Here is a 16,293-nt window from a genome sequence, read left to right as displayed (position 1 = left end):
CACAATGACCGAAGTTTCCGTCGTCACCTTGGGCAAGGGGCGTCCCGACCATCTCGTTAATGTCGTCCGCGGGCTGATGCGCCAGACGCTGATGCCGACCGAACTGATCGTCGCGGTGATGCAGGACGACCTGTACGACCTGCCCGAGGCGCCGTTCCCGATCCGCCAGATGCAGGTCGTCGCCGACGCCCTGCCGCTCGCCTCCGCGCGTAACATCGCGGCCCGTGCAGCGACCGGCGACGTAATCGTCTTTCTCGACATGGACTGCATTCCGACGCCGACATTGCTGGCCGATTATGCAGGGTTCCTCGAGACGTTCGACGGGCTGCTGATGGGCGAGGTCCTGTACCTGCCGGGTGGCGCGACCGACGGCGAATGGCAGTATGACCGGTTCGCCGAGATCGCGGTGAAGCATTCGGACCGTCGCGGTCCCCCGCCCCAGGGGATCGAGATCTGTACCGACTATCGTTGTTTCTGGTCGCTCAACTTCGCGATGCGACGGACGACGTTCCTCGGTCTCGGCGGCTTCGATGAGCGCTATGTCGGCTATGGCGGCGAGGATACCGATTTCGGTAAGGCGCTCGACGAGGCCGGCGTGCCGATCGCGTGGATCAAGGGCGGTCTGGCGTATCACCAATATCATCCGCACCACATGCCGCCGGTGCACCATCTCGACAGCGTCGTGCGTAACGCCGAGCTGTTCGAAACCAAATGGGGCTATCGGACGATGGGCCATTGGCTCCAGGCGTTCCGCCTGATGGGGCTGATCGACCCCACCCCGGGTCGGCCGATCCGCATCCTGCGCCGCCCCGACGCCGCCGATCTCGCGCTGACCGGCCAGCAGAGCCACCAGCCCTATGCCAATACTGCGACCGTTATCCGCCTGCTCGAAGACCGGCTGGCGGCAAGCGAGAGAGCCGCGGCGGCCGAATGAGGATCGCGGTACTCTGTCATGTCCGCCAGCCGATCGCGCAGCCGTTCGCCGGCGGCATGGAATCGCAATGCTGGCATCTGGCGGCGGGTCTCCAGGCGCGTGGTCATGACGTGGTACTGTTCGCCTCGGGGGACAGCGATCCGCGCTTCACGATCGATGCCGTGATCCCAGAGCATTACGAACGCACCTTTCCGGGGGCCGAGCACCGTGGCTTCGCGCCGCTGATCGCGCATCTCGACGACGGCTACGCCGCCGCCTGCGACCGGATCGCCGCCAGTAATTTCGACGTGGTGCATAATAACAGCCTGCACCGCTTCCCGCTCGAGCCGGCGCGGACCGCTGTGGTCCCGACCGTCACGTCGTTGCACGTCCCGCCCTACGACGCGCTCCGCTGGTTCGTGCACGCCAGCGTCACGCCGACCCACCGCCTGACCGCGACCTCGGCCCACCAGCTTGCCGCCTGGTGGCCGGACGGCCCGCCACGCGAAGCCTCGGTCCTCCACAACGGCATCGATCTCGCAGCGTGGCCGTTCGTCGCGCAAGGCGACGGCAGCGCGGTCTGGTGCGGAAGGATGACGCCGGACAAGGCGCCGCATCTGGCAGCGCAGGCGGCACGGCTGGCCGGCGTCCCGCTCACGCTGTTCGGACCGATCGAGGATCGCGACTATTGGGACGCCGACGTCGCGCCGCTGCTGGACGGCAGCATTCGCTATGGCGGGCATCTGGATGCAGTGGCACTGGCGGCGGAGATGGGCCGCGCTTCGGTGTTCGTGTTCACGCCATGCTGGAACGAACCGTTCGGCCTGGTCGCGGTCGAGGCGATGGCCTGCGGCCTGCCGGTAGCGGCTTTCGACCGTGGCGCGCTGCGAGAAATCATCGCCGAGGCAGGATGTTTCGCACCACCCGGTGATGTTCCGGCGCTCGCCGACGCCATCACGACGGCCATCCTACGTCCCCGCGCCCCACAGCGCGACCGGGTCGAGACGGCCTTCACCCGTGATCGGTGGCTCGATCGATGCGAGGACCTTTACCGTGACGTGGTCGGTCACGAACTGAGGCAGCGCGCATGACGGCTAGCGATCATCTGAGAGAGCAGCGCGCACTGCTCACCGCACTATACCGGACGCATGTCGCGCCTGGTTCTCGCTATGCGCTGGTCGACTTTCCGGATCATGCGAACGTCGGCGACAGCGCGATCTGGCTCGGCGAACTCGCAATGCTTCGGGCGATAACGGGGCGCGATCCGTGTTACGTTTCGACCTGGCACGATTTCGATGTCGATGCCTTTCGTAGCGCCTGTCCCGACGGCATCCTGTTCCTGCATGGCGGCGGAAACCTCGGCGACATCTGGCCGCACCACCAGCGGTTCCGCGAGGACATCCTGGCACGGGTCCGCGATCGACCGGTCGTTCAGCTACCGCAATCGATCCATTTTCGCGTGCCGGCGGAGGTGGATCGGTTCGCCGCGCTCGTCGCCGACCATCCGGATTTCTTCCTGTACGTCCGCGATACCCGCAGCCTGGACTTCGCACGCAAGCATCTGGCCTGCCCGTCACACCTCGCCCCGGACTCGGCGTATGCGCTTGGCGAGCAATCGCGCGATGCGGCGCAATGCGACGTGCTGATGCTGATGCGCACCGACGACGAACGGCAAGGCTATGCGATACCGTCGACCGATCCAGCGACCGTCGTCGACTGGCTGGAGGACGATGCCGATCTACCGGTCGGGATCGACGCCAAAGCACGTGAAGCTCAAGCCGTCGCACGCGTCGACCGTGGGCTGCGATTGCTCGCGCGGGGGCGGGTCGTCGTGACGGACCGACTCCACGGTCACATCCTCGCCGACCTGCTCGGCATTCCGCACGTCGTTCTCGACAACGACTACGGCAAGATCGCCGCATATCTCGACGCCTGGCCCGCCCCGGACGCGATCGTGACGAGAGCCTCGACGATCGAACACGCCATGGTCCTTGCCAAGCAGCGCATCGACGCGCGGTGACTGCCGCCATCGACGTCAGCCTGCTCGTCTGCACGCGCAACCGCGCCGTGTCGCTGGCGGCTACGCTAGAGTCCGTAAAGCGCGCGGCAGCGTATACTAGAGACACGACCGTGGAGGTCGTCCTGGTCGACAATGGCTCGGTCGACAGCACGCCGCAGCGACTGGCAGAATGGCGCGCGCAGCAGACTTTCCCGGTCCACCTCGTTCACGAGCCGCACCCCGGGCTTGCCCGCGCTCGCAACACCGGACTTGCGCGCTGCACCGGGCGCATCATCGCGATGACGGATGACGACTGTGTCCTACACCAAGACTATTTCGCCGCGGTCTGCGCAGCATTCGATCGGGCCAGCAAGCCGGCGATCATCGGCGGTCGCATTCTGCTCGGCAACCCGGCCGATCTTCCCGTCACGATCAAGCTCGAGGACCATCCCATGGTCGCACCGTCGCGCGGGTTTCCGGGCGGGTTCATCATGGGGGCAAATCTGGCGTTCACCGCGGATGTCCTGCAACTGACGGGCCCCTTCGACGAACGGTTCGGAGCCGGCGCGCCATTCGTGTCGGCGGAGGATACGGATTTCCTGTTTCGTGCAGCAGGCCTCGGCGTTGCGGTGCTCTACGACCCGCTGATGGTCGTCGATCATTATCACGGGCGCCGCGATATAGACGACGAAACCCGGCTGCTGGCGGGCTACAGCTTTGGCGATGGCGCCCTGTACGCCAAGTATCTCGTCTCCGACCGACGCGCGCTTCGTGCCATCGTCGAGGATATCCTTGCCGTTCGCTTCGACTGGACGCGGCCTGTAAAGACGCATGCCGGCATCAGGAAATTCTACTGGTTCCGGTTGCGCCATAAGACCCGGGGTTTTGCCTACTTCTGGTGGGTCGTCCTGCGGCGACGGATGTCACGCTTCATCTGATAAGCCTCTCGACTTGCTAGTCTTTCCCCCCCACGATACACCATATCCGAAACATGGGCGGACGTGTGAAGCGGATGGCAGGACTATTGCAGTCAGAGGCGCGGACGATCGCTGCTGAAGACGCCGGGCGATGCGGGCTGTGCGAGCGGCCTTTGGGGCGAAAGGTGGAATGGCATCACCGCATTCCGAAAAGCCGGGGTGGTACACAGGTTATCCCGGTTCATCCGATCTGTCACCGTATCATCCATGCCAGCGTCTCGAACCAGGATCTGGCGACGACGTTCGCGGATCTCGATGTCTTGAAAGCGCGCCCGGATATCAGTCGCTTCCTGCGCTGGATCGCCGACAAGCCTGCGGATTTTCATGCTCCCACTCGCCGCGCCGATATCCGCTAGGCGTATCGGTTCATATTACCGTGTCGGGCCTTGTTTCGGCGGGTATCGACACGAACGACTCCGACCCGAATTCTCGTCGCGGCGAACGCCGTTCACAGCTACCCGCCCCGCCCCGGGTCAGTCGCAAGCGCGAATATCACGTTGACACGTTGACGAAAGCTATGCTGGGAAGACCTGCTTAAGGACGCGGTCGCGCGCGTTACCAGTGGCTATTAGGGCCTCGGCAAGGCGAACGACCCGCTCGCCGGAAGCAGACGGCCGTTCGCGCCCGACAACTAGTTCGGGCAGACAGAAAGCCTGCCCGAACCGGGTTTCTCAACGTCGTCTACATGCCGGCCGCAGTCGGACGGACGATGATCTCGTTGATGTCCACCCCCTCGGGCTGTTCCAGTGCGTAGCGGATCGCCCGCGCGATAGCGTCGGGTGTCAGCGACTTCTGCCGCCACGTGGTCAGCGCCGAGGCGATATCCGGGTCGGTGATGTCGTTGCCCAGTTCGGTCGCTACGACCCCGGGTGAAATGATCGTCGTCCGGATGTCGTCATGCTCCTGACGCAACCCTTCCGTGATCGCCCAGACCGCGTATTTGGTGGCACAGTAGACGGCGGCGCTCGGCATCACGAAATGCGCGGCTATCGACGCGACGTTGACGACGTGGCCCGCCTGCTGCGCGATGAAACGGGGCAGCACGGCAGCGATCCCGTTCAGCACGCCGTGAACGTTGACGTCGATCATCCGCGTCCACTCGTCCTGCTTCAGCGCGGCAAGAGGCGACAGCGGCATCACGCCGGCGTTGTTGATCAGCACGTCCACGCGCCCGAACCGCGCTTCCGCCGCATCGGCGAACGCGGCGAAGCTTGCCGCGTCGGTAACGTCGAGCGCCTGCCACGCGACGTTGTTGCTGAGTTCCGCCGCGAGCGCTTCGAGGCGATCGGTCCTGCGCGCTCCGATGAAGAGGCGCGCCCCCCGTCCTGCCAGTTCGCGCACAGTGGCCTCGCCGATACCGCTGGAGGCGCCGCTGATCAGCACTGTCTTGTCGATGACGTCGTTCATGATGGTTCCTGTCCTGTTGTCCTGAAGACTGAGCACAGATGGAACCGGATTGCCGGTCAGCGTGAGACCGATCGCCCAGAACTGTTGCACGATCCTCCAAAACGATGTGACGCATGCTTGTGAGAGCGGGCAACAGCGGACACAGTCCCTTAATGAGCACGATCGCACATCTCGCCACGCTGGTTGCGCGCCATGTCCCAAGAACCGGCATGGTGAGCACGGCGATCGATGGGCTATCGCTGTTCCGGGCCGATGAGCCGACCGTGCCCCTGCCCGCCGTGTATGATGCGTCAATTTGCATAATTGCCCAAGGTGCCAAGCGAGTCTCGCTCGGCGGACAGAGCCTTCTCTACGATGCCGCACATTTCCTGTTGGTCTCGGTCGACCTACCGCTGGTCGGACACGTCATCCAGGCGGGTCGTGACGCCCCGTACCTCTGCTGCAAGATCGATATCGACCAGGCGGTGCTGGCGGACCTGATCCTGGCGGAAGGTGGCCGGGCGCCCAAGGCTGATCTACCGGCGCTCGCAGTATACCGCAGCGACGACGATCTGGTCGATGCAGCATGCCGCCTGATGCGTTTGCTGGACCGGCCCGACAGCATTGCCGCGCTGGCGCCGCTGATCGAGCGTGAGATCCTGTACCGTTTGCTCATGGGTCCCCACGGCGCTGCCCTTCGCTACATGGCGGTCGCCGACGGCCATCTCAATCAGGTCAGCCGCGCTATCGCGACGATCCGCACTAGGTTCGACCGGCCGCTGCGCATCGGAGACATCGCCGCCGCGGCGGGCATGAGCTCATCGTCGCTGCACGAACACTTCAAAGCGGTGACCAAGATGACGCCGCTGGAGTATCAAAAACAACTTCGCTTACAGGAAGCACGCCGCCTGATGCTGTCGGGAGGCACGACCGCAGGCGGCGCAGGTTTTGCCGTGGGGTATGAAAGTCCATCGCAGTTTAACCGCGAGTATGCGCGCTTATTTGGCGCTCCTCCGCGTCGCGACATCGAACAGCTGCAGCGTAGCGGCAATCTACTGACGCCGGTGTAGCCCCCTCGTTTTAACCAACCCAGCTGGGGACATGCAGATGGCGCCGGTCGTAGACCCACAAGCGGACACCCGCGGCCTCACATCCACTCCCGACATCATTCGATCGTTCTTAGACTTGAACGGCAGAGAGCGGCAAAGTCCGCGGTACAGCGGCTTCTGGACAAAAGTGTGCGATAGCTGTCGTCGCGCGGCATTGCCGCCTTTTCCCGAAAGGGATCGAGCTTCGGAAACGTGGTAGCCTGTGCAGATCTCTAGTTCGGCTAGTCTCTTGGTCGTCACCATTTAAATGCGGCGGCCCTCAGAAGGGGCCACCCCCGTGCGTGAGGAGCACATCTTCACGTCGCCGGAGACGTTGCTTTTGATTCCCCCACCGTGCCCGAGCATCGCGGAAGGCGGCTTTGTGATCAATGATCGGGGCAGGGAGCGGATTGTCGAGCCAGAGCCATGGCTCGTGTCCGAAGCCGACCGGCACCGGTTCCAGTTCGGGGATCCACCGCCTGACGTACGTCTCGGACGGATCGAGATCGCGGCCTTGCTTGACCGGATTGAGGATGCGTGGACCGCGATCCTGCATGATCGTCCCATCGTTCAGGCCGATCTGTGGCCAGGTAATGCCGGGCTCATAGTCGTCGAACATCTCGGCAAGCGCGCCACCGACTTCCGCCGCCGGGAGCTGGAGAAGCTGGACGCCGTAGGACGTGACTAGCTGCCGCAGCCGGAAATTGATCCAGCCGGTGCCAGCCAGCTCCCGCATTTCGGCGTCCGGCATGGGGATGCCGGTGCGACCGTCTCGCCATGCCCGCACTCGCTCCATCTCCGCCGGAGTCGAGGCCAGCGGTGGCGTCGTGTCCTGGTAGCGGGAGAATGTCGTCAGAAACCCCGTCCTCATGCTGACCCTGCTTCGGAAGTGGCGAAACGACGCACCTTCCGGCGTCCGTGATTGCCCAGGATTGGCCGCGTTCCAGGCGCGTTCGGCCTTGATGGTTTCCCATGTCGCACGGTCGCTCGACAGCGTTCCCGCGGCAAAATGGGTCGAGAGCTGGCTGGAACTCGTCCGGTCCCGACCTGGTATCCACATGTCGGCCAGATAATTGCGATCCGGCAGCGCAAGCAGGAACGCGCGCAGCAGCAGGATCGGGTGATCGTCAGGCAAGCGATCGGATTCGACCTCCCGGTCATCCGACAGGAACGGACGGTCGGGTTTTGCACCGCCCGCACCCAACCGTCGGATCATCTCGCCATTGACCGTCAGGAGGGGAATGTTCGCCGCCTCCAGTTCGCGCTCCCCCTCCAGACGATACGCGTTCTCGATCGCCATGCCGTCGGCTGCGTTGCGAATGACGGATGTACACCCCAACCAACGGCAGGCGCGCACCAGCGATGTGTCATCTTCGGGACCCACGATTTCAAACGCGACGCCCCTGTCGCCTAGCTGCTTGCCGAGACGTGTCTGAGCCGCATCCTCGATCTCTCGCCGGTGCTGAGTACGCAGGGGCCTGCCTCGCGCTTCGGGAAGAATGCGGAGAACGGCCAGTCCATCGCCGTTGGGGTCCGACGCCAAAGCGAAGGCGAGATTGTCTTCCAGTCGCAAATCCTCGGCCAGCAGGACAAGGATCTTTCCAGGCGGGGACGTTGGCATCGTCGGCACCCGTCAGTTCGGATTGACGACGAAGTTGGTGAAGCTGTCGTTGCGTTCGGCTGTGCTCGCAAACTCTTCGAGCTGCATGTCGGAGTCGACATCGTACAGTCGTACAGCCTGGATCATCGGCGGCATCGCCATGCATTTATCCTCGTGGATCGACGAAGCGAATACTGCCGGCCCACCGCAGAGCGTGGGACGGCAGTATTCGGGCTCTTCGGACTTGAAGCCGGTTACGCTGCGGCAGCTGGATTGACGCTGGCTTCAGCGACTTCGGTGTAGCGACGGTCGAGCGCGTGGCACTCTTCGATCATCTGCTTCAGCGTATCGGCGTGAGCCGGCATTCCGAGCGCCTTGGCAGCGGCACCATGGGCGCCGTATGCTGCGATGAAATAGTGCAGCCCGGTCTGTTCACCCGTCACCAGCGCGACATCGACGATCTCGGGCTCCTCTGCCGCCTCGAGCGACAGGCCGACGCCCTCGCCGATACCCTTCATGATCTGATCGACGAAGTCGTTCGGCTGTTCACCGATGTCGGCGAGAAAGCCGACAAACGCCTTATGGTGCTGTTCCAGCATCGTCCTGCCATCGCCCGCCAGCGCCTTGGCATCGCTGTCGGTGAAGTGCTGCTCTGCCTTCAACGCGGCCGCGACACCCTGCTCGCATCCCGAGCGTACGGCATGCGATCCAGCTTTGTACCATTCCATATAGGCTGCTTTAGACATCGTGCGTCCTTGAACTGTGACCCCGCGCACGCCGATCCCGTGCCGCAATCACGGACGAAGCGACGGACGAAAAGGCGTTGAAGGGGTCGGGTGAAGAAATGCGATCGCCGCCGCCAATTAACGGAGGGTTTCGTCCATTAAAGACGCATCGGCGCGATCATGGTTCCGGGGCGATAAAAATAAGCCCTGAAAACAGCTTTCCGACTGCGGTGACGCCCGAGAGCGTCGTCAGTTCTTGAGCAAACCGGTCGTGGTCAGCAGGACGATCGCGTCGTCGACATGACGACCGACATGCTCTTTCAGCAGTTCGGGATCGACGCCGAAGGTCGCCTGGAAACTGATCGGCTGAAGCGCGAGTTCGACGAACCTGCAGGCGATCGGCAGGGCACTCTCGACCGAACCGTTCCCGTCCGGCCCGACGATCGCCTCCGCGACGAAGCGCGCCGTGCCGTCGAAGCTCTTTTGATACCCGAGCGTCGCCAACGCCGGAAAGTTGCCGGCCTCCGCCGCAGTAATCCGCATCAGCGCGACACACCGCGCATCGAGCATCACCCGCGCCAGCTCGCGTCCGAGATGGCGCAGCCGGCTCTGCACGTCGCCATCGGACCGAGCTGCTTTCAGATCGTCGAACATCGCGTCGATCGACCGCGTCACCACCGCGGCGAACAATGCCTCCTTGTTCGCATACCGCCCGTAGAGCGTCGACTTCCCCGTCCGCGATCGCTCCGAGACCTGATCCAGCGTCGTCCGCCCGAACCCCTGTTCGAGAAACAGCGCGGTCGCGGCGTCGAGGACGCGCTCATCCATCAACCCGCGATCTTCGGCGCGGGGGCGGCCTCTACGGGGGCGATCTGTCGGAGGAGCGTCGGCCATAGCGTCAGAGTTAGCCCATTCACCCGGCATTGCACAAAGGATGATACCGTCCGTTATCGCGCTATACCGATCAAGCGACGCTCCTATTCGCCAAACATCTGGGCGACAACACCAAGGCGTGGGTCGCTGCACATCTGGTACATTGCACACGCTGCAATTCCGCCACCAAATGAAACGGCCAGTACCGTTCGACACCAAGGTCGGTCACCTGTGCACGAAAAGCGTGAAACATAGCATTGCCCGGAGGGCTAAGCAGCATCGCTGAGCCCTCATACGATACTACCGTCTCGTAAGCTTCAGCAGGCCTCCGTCGTACCACGGCATGGCAAGCACACCCCCCGCACCGCGGAAGATCATGGCGCTGCCGCCTGGCCCCCAGCTGCCCGATTGGCAACGGATCGAGAAGGACGTTGGCCGCGGCAGTCCTAGCTTGCGAAGCTGCGAGCGCAGCGCCGCCGGGGCAGACGTTGCCAGTCGCGTAATGCGGGGATTAAGGCAGCTATCGTGCGTCACGGTCTGCTGATCCCAGGCAAGACGCACCCTCGAAAAAGCGAGTTTTTTGCCCATTAGGCTTGGATCGTTGTCGCTCAGCGCCTGGACGCCATCGTCGGACACTGCGACGCGCGTCACCTGCCAATGACCGGCGAAGGCCATCGTCGCGTTCGTGGGTTGGGCCGTGGCCAACGCGGCGCAACTGACGACTATTGCCGCCGTCGCCAGAAAAAATAGTCTCATCATTTGCTCCTTCTTTGCCAAGGCTGGTCGACGCCGTACATCACGCGCCATTGCGGCAGGTACTGCACCAACTTAACGGTGCTGCCGTGAAAGGGGTTCTTGCCCGTCGCATCGGGTGGCGGCGGGCCGTCGAACACAAGAATATGGTTCCGCGGGATGCGTAGCGCGTCATAGGCTCGCGCGATCTCGACCGTCGTGTTCTCCCGGGCATGCCGCTCTGCCCACCACCGGTCTGGCGGCGTCGCCGAAGCGTCGAACAACCACGAAGCCGGTCGCCGACCCGGCAGGCGGAAGTCCCACGGGCTGGAAAACAGGACGACGCGTTTCAGCGGATAGCGCTTGGCGAGAAACGCCGCCATACCGGCCCCCTGCGACAGTCCGGACATCACGATCCGTGGCCATGCCGGCCCGTCCGGCGTGAGGTATTGACCCCAGCCGCCGTCTGGATGTTCCCGGTCGAGATAGCGCAGCAGCTGCGTCAAGCGCGGCACGATTGCCTCCGCGCGTGAAGTTGGCTCGGGTCCGCCGCCGCCGAATAGACGCGACCCGCGAAACGCCGCGAAGCATCCCGGCGGCGCTTGGGGGCAGATATTCGTCGCCGCGACCCGGTCGTTGTAGGACAGGTAGATGACGCGATAGCCCTGGTCCGCGAGCATGCGCAACATCAGCCGAGGAGCTCCGGCTGTGACCCCGTTGGTGCCGGGAAGAAACACAGCGAGCGGTGCTCCGGCACGGCCGGCAGCACCGTCATAGACGAGATATGGGGTATTGCCGTTGCGAACCTGAGGATTGACGCTCGACGGGACGATCATGTCTTGCGCGGTGCCAATGCCAGGCAGTGCTATGCCGGACAGCATGAAGAGCGCTGCGCCAGCGAGCACCTTGCGCCAATATCCCGATCGATCGATGCGTTGTGTCATGCCTGTCTGGCTCCCAAACCAATGCGCTGCTTCTGGTGCAGGTTTGCATCGACGGCGTGACGGACCGGAAGCGGATGTAACATTTTGTCACAGGCCTTGCGTCCCGTCCCGCACTGGCCTTCAAGCGGGCATGGCCGGTCCCCCGATCGTCGCCGTCTGCGAGGACGATGCCGATATCCGCGAGTTGCTCGCGGCTTATCTCACCGCCCAAGGCTTCTCTGTCGAGACCGCAGGCGACGCGAAGGCTCTCGATCGCGTGCTGGCGCGCATCAAAGTGTCGCTGGTTGTTCTGGACTGGATGCTGCCGGGCGAGAACGGCTTGTCCATCTGCCGCCGTCTCCGCGCGAACGGCGGCCCGCCGGTGATCATGTTGACCGCGCGCGACGAGGATGGCGACCGCGTTGCCGGACTCGATGGCGGCGCGGACGACTATGTCTCCAAACCCTTCAACCCGCGCGTGTTGCTGTCGCGAGTCAACGCCGTGCTGCGCCGCGCCGGCGCGACAGTCGCGATCGACACGCTGACGGTCGCCGACTTGGTGATCGATCCCGACGGCCGGCAGGTGACACTGCGCGGATGCGAGATTGCGCTGACGGCCGCAGAATACGACCTTCTGCTGTGCTTCGCGCGGGCGCCGCAGCGCGTGCTGTCTCGTAACCAGCTGCTGGATGCGACCCGCGGCCGGACGGCCGACCTGTTCGACCGGACGATCGACATGCAGGTCAGCCGACTACGGCGTCGGCTCGACGAGGCGGGCAGCGACGTGGCGGGATTGATCCGCACCGTCCGCAACGCCGGCTACATGTTGGCCGCACCGGCACGGCAGCGATGAGAGGACGGCTTGATCTGTTCGGGCGGCTGCTGCTGATCGTGGCGGGCAGCATCTTGTTGCTTGGTTCGGCGAGCGTGACGATCATCCTCGTCCAAAATCAGCGGCACCGCATCCACCTGCCCGCCTTCTCGCGGATTCGCCAGGCGGCGGGTCTCATTGATCTGGCAAGCGAGCCGAGCGCCCCTCCTCGAGCGCTGTTCCTGCGCGTAGCGAATGGATCTGACATGTCCGCCGCGATACGCGCCACGCCACCACCCCTTGGCGCATTGCGTCGGGCATCCCGGCTGACCGCCAAGCTGCAGAGCTTCATGCTGACCCCGACGCCCGTCACAGCCTATATCAACCCGCGCTACAAGCCTGCTCCAAGCGGCAGCGGCATCGAAGGGTATCTTGCCGCCGCGATTGCCAGGCTTCCCGACGGACGGGTGCTGGTGCTGACGACCAACGCATCGGGTGACGAAGAACGTCCTCGCCTTTTCGGCATGCCGGCAAGCCTGTGGATGGGATTCCTGGCGATTGTCGTGGTATTGCTGGCGCTATGGTTGACAGCGCGCGAGACGCGTCCGCTGCGCGATCTGGTTCGTGCGACGCGGCGCTTCGATGGCTCCGCAGTCACGACCACTGGAACGCTGATCGGCGCCACCGACATCCGCCGGACCGCCGAGGCGGTCGCCGACATGCAACGGCGGGTGGTCGACCTACTCGGTGAGCGGTCCTTGATGATCGGGGCAATCTCGCACGATCTGCGCACGCTCCTCACGCGAATGCGTTTGCGCGTTGCGATACTCGACGACCTGCCACGATCACGACTTGAAGCGGATCTGGATGGCATGAACGCTATGCTTGCCGATGCTCTTGCTTTCGCACGAGGCACGACGGGCAGCGTTCGCGAACAGACAGATTTGGCCGACCTCGCCGCGTCCGAGGTGGCCGAACGGCAAGTGCGTGACGAAGGCGTGAAGATCGCCACGCAGTTGCATGACGCACCCTGTCTTGGCGATGCGCATGCCTTGCGCCGGGTGATCGCGAACCTGATCGATAACGCGCTAAAATACGGCAATGGCCAAGTGAGTCTGTCGGTCTGGCAGGAAAAGCAGGCTGTGATTCTTGCCATGGAAGATGACGGGCTTGGGATACATCCGGACCAACGTGCTGCGGTTCTGGCGCCCTACCATCGCGGAAACGATCCACAGCATCGTCGACTTGCGGGTTCGGGTCTAGGTTTGGCCATCGTCCAGCAAATCGTTCGTGCACACGGCGGCTCGGTATTGATAACAGATTCCCGTTTGGGTGGGGCCAAGGTCGTGGTGTCTCTGCCGAACGACGGCTGTCCGCAAAGCTCTAAAACGGAAAGGGGCTAAGGAATTACCCTAACCGTTTTAGCCATCGGCCTCATAGGTCCATTGCGCCCCAATAGATCATCTCAATTTAGAGGCGGCCAAGGACGTCGACGTTATCATCCTTTCGATCCCGTTCGCTCAGATCCCAGAAATCGCCAGCCTCTTCACCGACGTGCCAGCCGATGTGGTGGTGATCGACACCGGCAACTATCACCCGTTCCGCGATGAGAACATCGGCGATATAGATGACGGCAAGCCGGAAAGCGTATGGTCGAGCGAGCAGCTCGGACGCCCCGTGGTCAAGGCGTTCAACGCTCTTCTCGCCGAGACGCTTGCCAATGCGGAATAGCGTTTGGGTGGCGGAACAACTGGGCCGTCCCATCGCGAAAGCTTGGAACTCGATCTACTCGGTAACACTCGAAGAGATGGGCTGCCCCGCAGGCGACCCGGACCGCATCGCCGCGCCGAGCCCGCGCGCGATAGCGATGTGACGATGGCATTGGTCGAAGAGACAGGCTTCGACGCCTATGATGCCGGATCGATAGCGGCGTCGTGGCGGCAACAGTGCTGCTCGCCTTCCTATTATACCGAGGCCACGCTGGCCGAGTTGCCAGCGGCCCTGGCAGCCGCGGATATCGCCCGGCCGCGCAGGCGGACCGATCTTGCTTTCGAGGTCTATGGCGAGCGGTTCCGTATTGGCCAAAATCCTGGCCGGGGCTTTATCGTCCAGCTTTCCCGGCTTCTAAAAGCACCTTGAGAGGCGTTCTACAGCCCCTTCCACCGATGGTCATGCTTTCCTGTTTCCTCGTCGGTATCGAGACAGTCGCTAACCGATCGCTTCGCACACGCTGCGGCATAACCGGGTCCGATCTACGTACCCACCCGTAAGGTGTCCTTCTGGCCGGCAATTCACCGGCGCCGCACCCGCTGCAATTCTGCTACTAGGAATGCAACGGACCAGCCGAGCAGCATCACGCCATTGATCCCCTCGATTGCACCGACTAGCCGCCACGGGGCGGCTAGTGCCGTGTCGGAAAAGCCGATTACTGCGTAAGTGATGGTCGAGAAATACACTGACGCGGCCAATGTCGCCGTCGCGCTGATCACGAGATAGACGATCGCGTAGAACTAGATCTCGATGCCGGCTAACGCCAACAGGCCGAGAACGGCCGCGCTGGTGTAGGCGGCACCGGTTCGTGACAAAGGATAGAGTTTCACGTCGACGCTGCCGCGGTCGAATGCGCGCAATGAGCGCCCGATCACGAGCAGGCCCAGGCCATGAAAGATGGCCGTCGTCACGACGAGCACCGTTGCGAGGGCGAGTTCGATCAGCATCGCGAAATTACCACCGCCCGGCACGACGCCTAGAATTTGCGCGTTTCCCGACCGATCGTGTCGCACGAGCCACGGAAGCCGTAGCTTGCGGTTCCCTGCACGGTAATCCGCCCGGTCCGGCGGTCGATCACGACGCGCGGCTTGTTCAGCCCATTCAGACGGTAGGTTGCTCGGATAACGTCGGGACCGGTGACAACGTCGTAGAGGTCCCACCAGCCATTGCTGCCGCGTGAGTTGATCGGCGGGATCAGCGATCGCGGCAGGCGGATGCGCCCGCCACCGTCCCATGTCTGCACCATCAGCGACGCATCGAAGACTTCGCGGGTCGTCTGGTTGTAGGTGCCATATTCGTAGCGGTCCCGGTCGCGGTTCCACATCCACGTCGTACCGCTTGCAATGCCGTTTTTCGAGCCGTCACCGAAGCAGACCAAGCCGAGACTTACGGGCCTGCCGCCAACTATCGGACCGCCTGCGGGATAGCCGGGCTGGTTGTCGCCGGGGCGATACGAAGGCCGCGAATAGCCGGGATCGGGCTGATAGCCGGGTTGGGATCTACTGGGGAGCGGAGTCGGATACCCTGGCGTGGGCCTAAGGCTCGCGGGCTTTCGGCAATCGGGCGGCGGCGTCGGCTGGATCGAGTTGTAACGACCGTCCATCGTCGCGATAATCACGCACTGGCGGCGATTGGCGTTCCACCAATAGGTGTAGCTACGATCGTCGCCCTTCTCGGCCCGGATGTTGGCGTAGCCGCGACGCTGGAGCTCGGCTTCGGCTTGGCCAGCGCGTGCGCCGACCATGTCCTCAAGGCCGGTGGACTGTGCCGCGGCTATGGCAGGCGCGAAGGTCGAGAGCAGAAGCGAAACGGTGCAGCCAGTTGAGCGTTTTATGACCGACACGTGATTTCCCCTATTCGTCCCGCTCCCGCTTTCCGGCGAGACGCGGACATTTTACGGTTGCGGTACGACCGCGTCCATAACCGTGAGCGGTTCGCCGCCACTCGTGCCGACGCGCGACTGGGTAATGAGAATCGTGGTCCCCGGCCGAAGGGCCAGGCGCACCGCGTCATAGAAACCGCGTGGTAGCCGGAGCCGGTTGATCACCGCCTCGTCGAGCGGATGCCCGGCCTCCTCTTCGTGACCTGGCAAACCGATATACACTCAGCGCGGTTCGCCATCTGGGGCCTTCGTCAGCGTGATAACGTGGCTGCCCTTATCATCGTCGTTCACCTTCGCCACGCTTCGACCGATCTCGATATCGTTGCGCATCACGACGACCTCGCCATCGGATTTCGAGACGGCAATCGTCATAGGCCCGGTAGGTGACCGATTTGGAGTCCAGCGTAACTGCTGACCATTCAGAAATGCTCGTTCGACCCGCCGCCCCTTACCGTCGAACGGGGCGAGCAGGCTGCGTCCGTCGTGCGCACATGATCCGCCGCATTACCATCGATCACGACGGTTGCCCCAAGGGCCATGATACCGAGAAGGTCGCGCGAAAATCCCTAGGTAGATGCATGCGCCCATGGCTTTTCGAATAGCTCAGGAGACCA

General features: G+C 63.4%; 22 protein-coding genes. 10 read left to right on the top strand and 12 right to left on the bottom strand.

The genetic code is table 11. The features are described 5' to 3' along the window. Nucleotides 1-4: 4 nt before the first annotated feature. From O6X71_RS14920 to O6X71_RS14900, 5 genes are all read left to right on the top strand, one after another. Nucleotides 5-934 carry a galactosyltransferase-related protein gene (locus tag O6X71_RS14920; protein WP_353466523.1) on the top strand — a complete coding sequence of 310 codons (930 nt, stop codon included), beginning with the start codon at nt 5-7 and terminating at the stop codon, nt 932-934. Next, entirely contained in the window at nt 931-2,004 is a 1,074-nt protein-coding gene (locus O6X71_RS14915) for a glycosyltransferase (protein WP_353466522.1), read from the top strand. Before O6X71_RS14920 ends, O6X71_RS14915 begins: the two co-directional genes overlap by 4 nt. Further along, complete coding sequence (locus tag O6X71_RS14910) at nt 2,001-2,933, top strand: polysaccharide pyruvyl transferase family protein (protein WP_353466521.1); 933 nt, start codon at nt 2,001-2,003, stop codon at nt 2,931-2,933. Before O6X71_RS14915 ends, O6X71_RS14910 begins: the two co-directional genes overlap by 4 nt. Beyond that, on the top strand, nt 2,930-3,850 hold the full coding sequence (locus O6X71_RS14905) for a glycosyltransferase family 2 protein (protein ID WP_353466520.1): 921 nt from the start codon (nt 2,930-2,932) through the stop codon (nt 3,848-3,850). Before O6X71_RS14910 ends, O6X71_RS14905 begins: the two co-directional genes overlap by 4 nt. A 74-nt stretch (nt 3,851-3,924) precedes the next feature. Continuing rightward, on the top strand, nt 3,925-4,245 hold the full coding sequence (locus tag O6X71_RS14900; protein ID WP_353466573.1) for an HNH endonuclease: 321 nt from the start codon (nt 3,925-3,927) through the stop codon (nt 4,243-4,245). A gap of 325 nt (nt 4,246-4,570) precedes the next feature. Here the strand turns inward: O6X71_RS14900 and O6X71_RS14895 are convergent, their stop codons facing one another. Next, nucleotides 4,571-5,296 (bottom strand): SDR family oxidoreductase, encoded by a 726-nt coding sequence (locus tag O6X71_RS14895; RefSeq protein ID WP_353466519.1) that lies wholly within the window; start codon nt 5,294-5,296, stop codon nt 4,571-4,573. 152 nt (nt 5,297-5,448) lie between these two features. On the opposite strand from O6X71_RS14895, the gene O6X71_RS14890 reads away from it, so the two are divergent. Next, entirely contained in the window at nt 5,449-6,345 is an 897-nt protein-coding gene (locus tag O6X71_RS14890) for an AraC family transcriptional regulator (RefSeq protein WP_353466518.1), read from the top strand. Nucleotides 6,346-6,643: 298 nt separating this feature from the next. Here the strand turns inward: O6X71_RS14890 and O6X71_RS14885 are convergent, their stop codons facing one another. The 6 genes from O6X71_RS14885 to O6X71_RS14860 all read right to left on the bottom strand — a co-directional run bounded on the left by O6X71_RS14885 (nt 6,644) and on the right by O6X71_RS14860 (nt 11,237). Further along, the gene (locus O6X71_RS14885; RefSeq protein WP_353466517.1) at nt 6,644-7,984 is read right to left on the bottom strand and encodes an FAD-binding domain-containing protein; all 1,341 of its coding nucleotides are present in this window, start codon (nt 7,982-7,984) and stop codon (nt 6,644-6,646) included. A gap of 12 nt (nt 7,985-7,996) precedes the next feature. Further along, a complete protein-coding gene (locus tag O6X71_RS14880) occupies nt 7,997-8,125 on the bottom strand; it encodes a hypothetical protein (RefSeq protein WP_353466516.1) in 129 nt (42 codons plus the stop codon). 92 nt (nt 8,126-8,217) lie between these two features. Further along, nucleotides 8,218-8,709 carry a DUF892 family protein gene (locus O6X71_RS14875; RefSeq protein WP_353466515.1) on the bottom strand — a complete coding sequence of 164 codons (492 nt, stop codon included), beginning with the start codon at nt 8,707-8,709 and terminating at the stop codon, nt 8,218-8,220. Nucleotides 8,710-8,937: 228 nt separating this feature from the next. Continuing rightward, complete coding sequence (locus O6X71_RS14870; RefSeq protein ID WP_353466514.1) at nt 8,938-9,516, bottom strand: TetR/AcrR family transcriptional regulator; 579 nt, start codon at nt 9,514-9,516, stop codon at nt 8,938-8,940. 345 nt (nt 9,517-9,861) lie between these two features. Next, nucleotides 9,862-10,317, bottom strand: coding sequence for a hypothetical protein (locus O6X71_RS14865; RefSeq protein WP_353466513.1), 456 nt, complete (start codon nt 10,315-10,317; stop codon nt 9,862-9,864). Further along, nucleotides 10,317-11,237: a BPSS1187 family protein gene (locus O6X71_RS14860; protein ID WP_353466512.1), complete on the bottom strand. Its 921-nt coding sequence runs from the start codon at nt 11,235-11,237 to the stop codon at nt 10,317-10,319. The genes O6X71_RS14865 and O6X71_RS14860 overlap by 1 nt, the downstream gene beginning before the upstream one ends. 130 nt (nt 11,238-11,367) lie before the next feature. Here O6X71_RS14860 and O6X71_RS14855 point away from each other — a divergent pair, with 130 nt between their 5' ends. The 4 genes from O6X71_RS14855 (at nt 11,368) to O6X71_RS14840 (ending at nt 14,166) form a co-directional block, all read left to right on the top strand. Further along, on the top strand, nt 11,368-12,069 hold the full coding sequence (locus tag O6X71_RS14855; protein WP_353466511.1) for a response regulator transcription factor: 702 nt from the start codon (nt 11,368-11,370) through the stop codon (nt 12,067-12,069). Further along, nucleotides 12,066-13,430, top strand: coding sequence for an ATP-binding protein (locus O6X71_RS14850; protein WP_353466510.1), 1,365 nt, complete (start codon nt 12,066-12,068; stop codon nt 13,428-13,430). Before O6X71_RS14855 ends, O6X71_RS14850 begins: the two co-directional genes overlap by 4 nt. A 52-nt stretch (nt 13,431-13,482) precedes the next feature. After that, nucleotides 13,483-13,758: an NAD(P)-binding domain-containing protein gene (locus tag O6X71_RS14845; RefSeq protein WP_353466572.1), complete on the top strand. Its 276-nt coding sequence runs from the start codon at nt 13,483-13,485 to the stop codon at nt 13,756-13,758. Nucleotides 13,759-13,902: 144 nt separating this feature from the next. Continuing rightward, on the top strand, nt 13,903-14,166 hold the full coding sequence (locus O6X71_RS14840) for a hypothetical protein (RefSeq protein ID WP_353466509.1): 264 nt from the start codon (nt 13,903-13,905) through the stop codon (nt 14,164-14,166). A gap of 152 nt (nt 14,167-14,318) precedes the next feature. Here O6X71_RS14840 and O6X71_RS14835 read toward each other — a convergent pair whose 3' ends face one another. From O6X71_RS14835 to O6X71_RS14815, 5 genes are read right to left on the bottom strand one after another with little or no spacing between them, the layout of a single operon-like run. After that, a complete protein-coding gene (locus O6X71_RS14835; protein ID WP_353466571.1) occupies nt 14,319-14,528 on the bottom strand; it encodes an ion channel in 210 nt (69 codons plus the stop codon). A 9-nt stretch (nt 14,529-14,537) separates the two neighbouring features. Then, nucleotides 14,538-14,744 carry a hypothetical protein gene (locus O6X71_RS14830; RefSeq protein WP_353466508.1) on the bottom strand — a complete coding sequence of 69 codons (207 nt, stop codon included), beginning with the start codon at nt 14,742-14,744 and terminating at the stop codon, nt 14,538-14,540. A gap of 29 nt (nt 14,745-14,773) precedes the next feature. After that, complete coding sequence (locus O6X71_RS14825; protein ID WP_353466507.1) at nt 14,774-15,640, bottom strand: hypothetical protein; 867 nt, start codon at nt 15,638-15,640, stop codon at nt 14,774-14,776. A 51-nt stretch (nt 15,641-15,691) separates the two neighbouring features. Then, the gene (locus tag O6X71_RS14820) at nt 15,692-15,901 is read right to left on the bottom strand and encodes a hypothetical protein (protein ID WP_353466505.1); all 210 of its coding nucleotides are present in this window, start codon (nt 15,899-15,901) and stop codon (nt 15,692-15,694) included. Then, a complete protein-coding gene (locus O6X71_RS14815) occupies nt 15,902-16,051 on the bottom strand; it encodes a hypothetical protein (protein ID WP_353466504.1) in 150 nt (49 codons plus the stop codon). Nucleotides 16,052-16,293 lie beyond the last annotated feature (242 nt).

The organism is Sphingomonas faeni (genome assembly GCF_040407505.1).
GTDB classification, from domain to species: domain Bacteria; phylum Pseudomonadota; class Alphaproteobacteria; order Sphingomonadales; family Sphingomonadaceae; genus Sphingomonas; species Sphingomonas faeni_E.
Note: the sequence above shows the minus strand (reverse complement) of the source record. Positions and strands in the feature narration are given on the sequence as shown.

Coding starts and splice junctions, on each gene's coding strand:
- O6X71_RS14840 (WP_353466509.1), top strand. CDS start 13,903: ATGGCATTGGTCGAAGAGACAGGCTTCGACGCCTATGATGCCGGATCG.
- O6X71_RS14875 (WP_353466515.1), bottom strand. CDS start 8,709: ATGTCTAAAGCAGCCTATATGGAATGGTACAAAGCTGGATCGCATGCC.
- O6X71_RS14900 (WP_353466573.1), top strand. CDS start 3,925: ATGGCAGGACTATTGCAGTCAGAGGCGCGGACGATCGCTGCTGAAGAC.
- O6X71_RS14890 (WP_353466518.1), top strand. CDS start 5,449: ATGAGCACGATCGCACATCTCGCCACGCTGGTTGCGCGCCATGTCCCA.
- O6X71_RS14880 (WP_353466516.1), bottom strand. CDS start 8,125: ATGGCGATGCCGCCGATGATCCAGGCTGTACGACTGTACGATGTCGAC.
- O6X71_RS14855 (WP_353466511.1), top strand. CDS start 11,368: ATGGCCGGTCCCCCGATCGTCGCCGTCTGCGAGGACGATGCCGATATC.
- O6X71_RS14815 (WP_353466504.1), bottom strand. CDS start 16,051: ATGACGATTGCCGTCTCGAAATCCGATGGCGAGGTCGTCGTGATGCGC.
- O6X71_RS14915 (WP_353466522.1), top strand. CDS start 931: ATGAGGATCGCGGTACTCTGTCATGTCCGCCAGCCGATCGCGCAGCCG.
- O6X71_RS14910 (WP_353466521.1), top strand. CDS start 2,001: ATGACGGCTAGCGATCATCTGAGAGAGCAGCGCGCACTGCTCACCGCA.
- O6X71_RS14870 (WP_353466514.1), bottom strand. CDS start 9,516: ATGGATGAGCGCGTCCTCGACGCCGCGACCGCGCTGTTTCTCGAACAG.
- O6X71_RS14860 (WP_353466512.1), bottom strand. CDS start 11,237: ATGACACAACGCATCGATCGATCGGGATATTGGCGCAAGGTGCTCGCT.
- O6X71_RS14865 (WP_353466513.1), bottom strand. CDS start 10,317: ATGAGACTATTTTTTCTGGCGACGGCGGCAATAGTCGTCAGTTGCGCC.
- O6X71_RS14830 (WP_353466508.1), bottom strand. CDS start 14,744: ATGCTGATCGAACTCGCCCTCGCAACGGTGCTCGTCGTGACGACGGCC.
- O6X71_RS14885 (WP_353466517.1), bottom strand. CDS start 7,984: ATGCCAACGTCCCCGCCTGGAAAGATCCTTGTCCTGCTGGCCGAGGAT.
- O6X71_RS14920 (WP_353466523.1), top strand. CDS start 5: ATGACCGAAGTTTCCGTCGTCACCTTGGGCAAGGGGCGTCCCGACCAT.
- O6X71_RS14850 (WP_353466510.1), top strand. CDS start 12,066: ATGAGAGGACGGCTTGATCTGTTCGGGCGGCTGCTGCTGATCGTGGCG.
- O6X71_RS14895 (WP_353466519.1), bottom strand. CDS start 5,296: ATGAACGACGTCATCGACAAGACAGTGCTGATCAGCGGCGCCTCCAGC.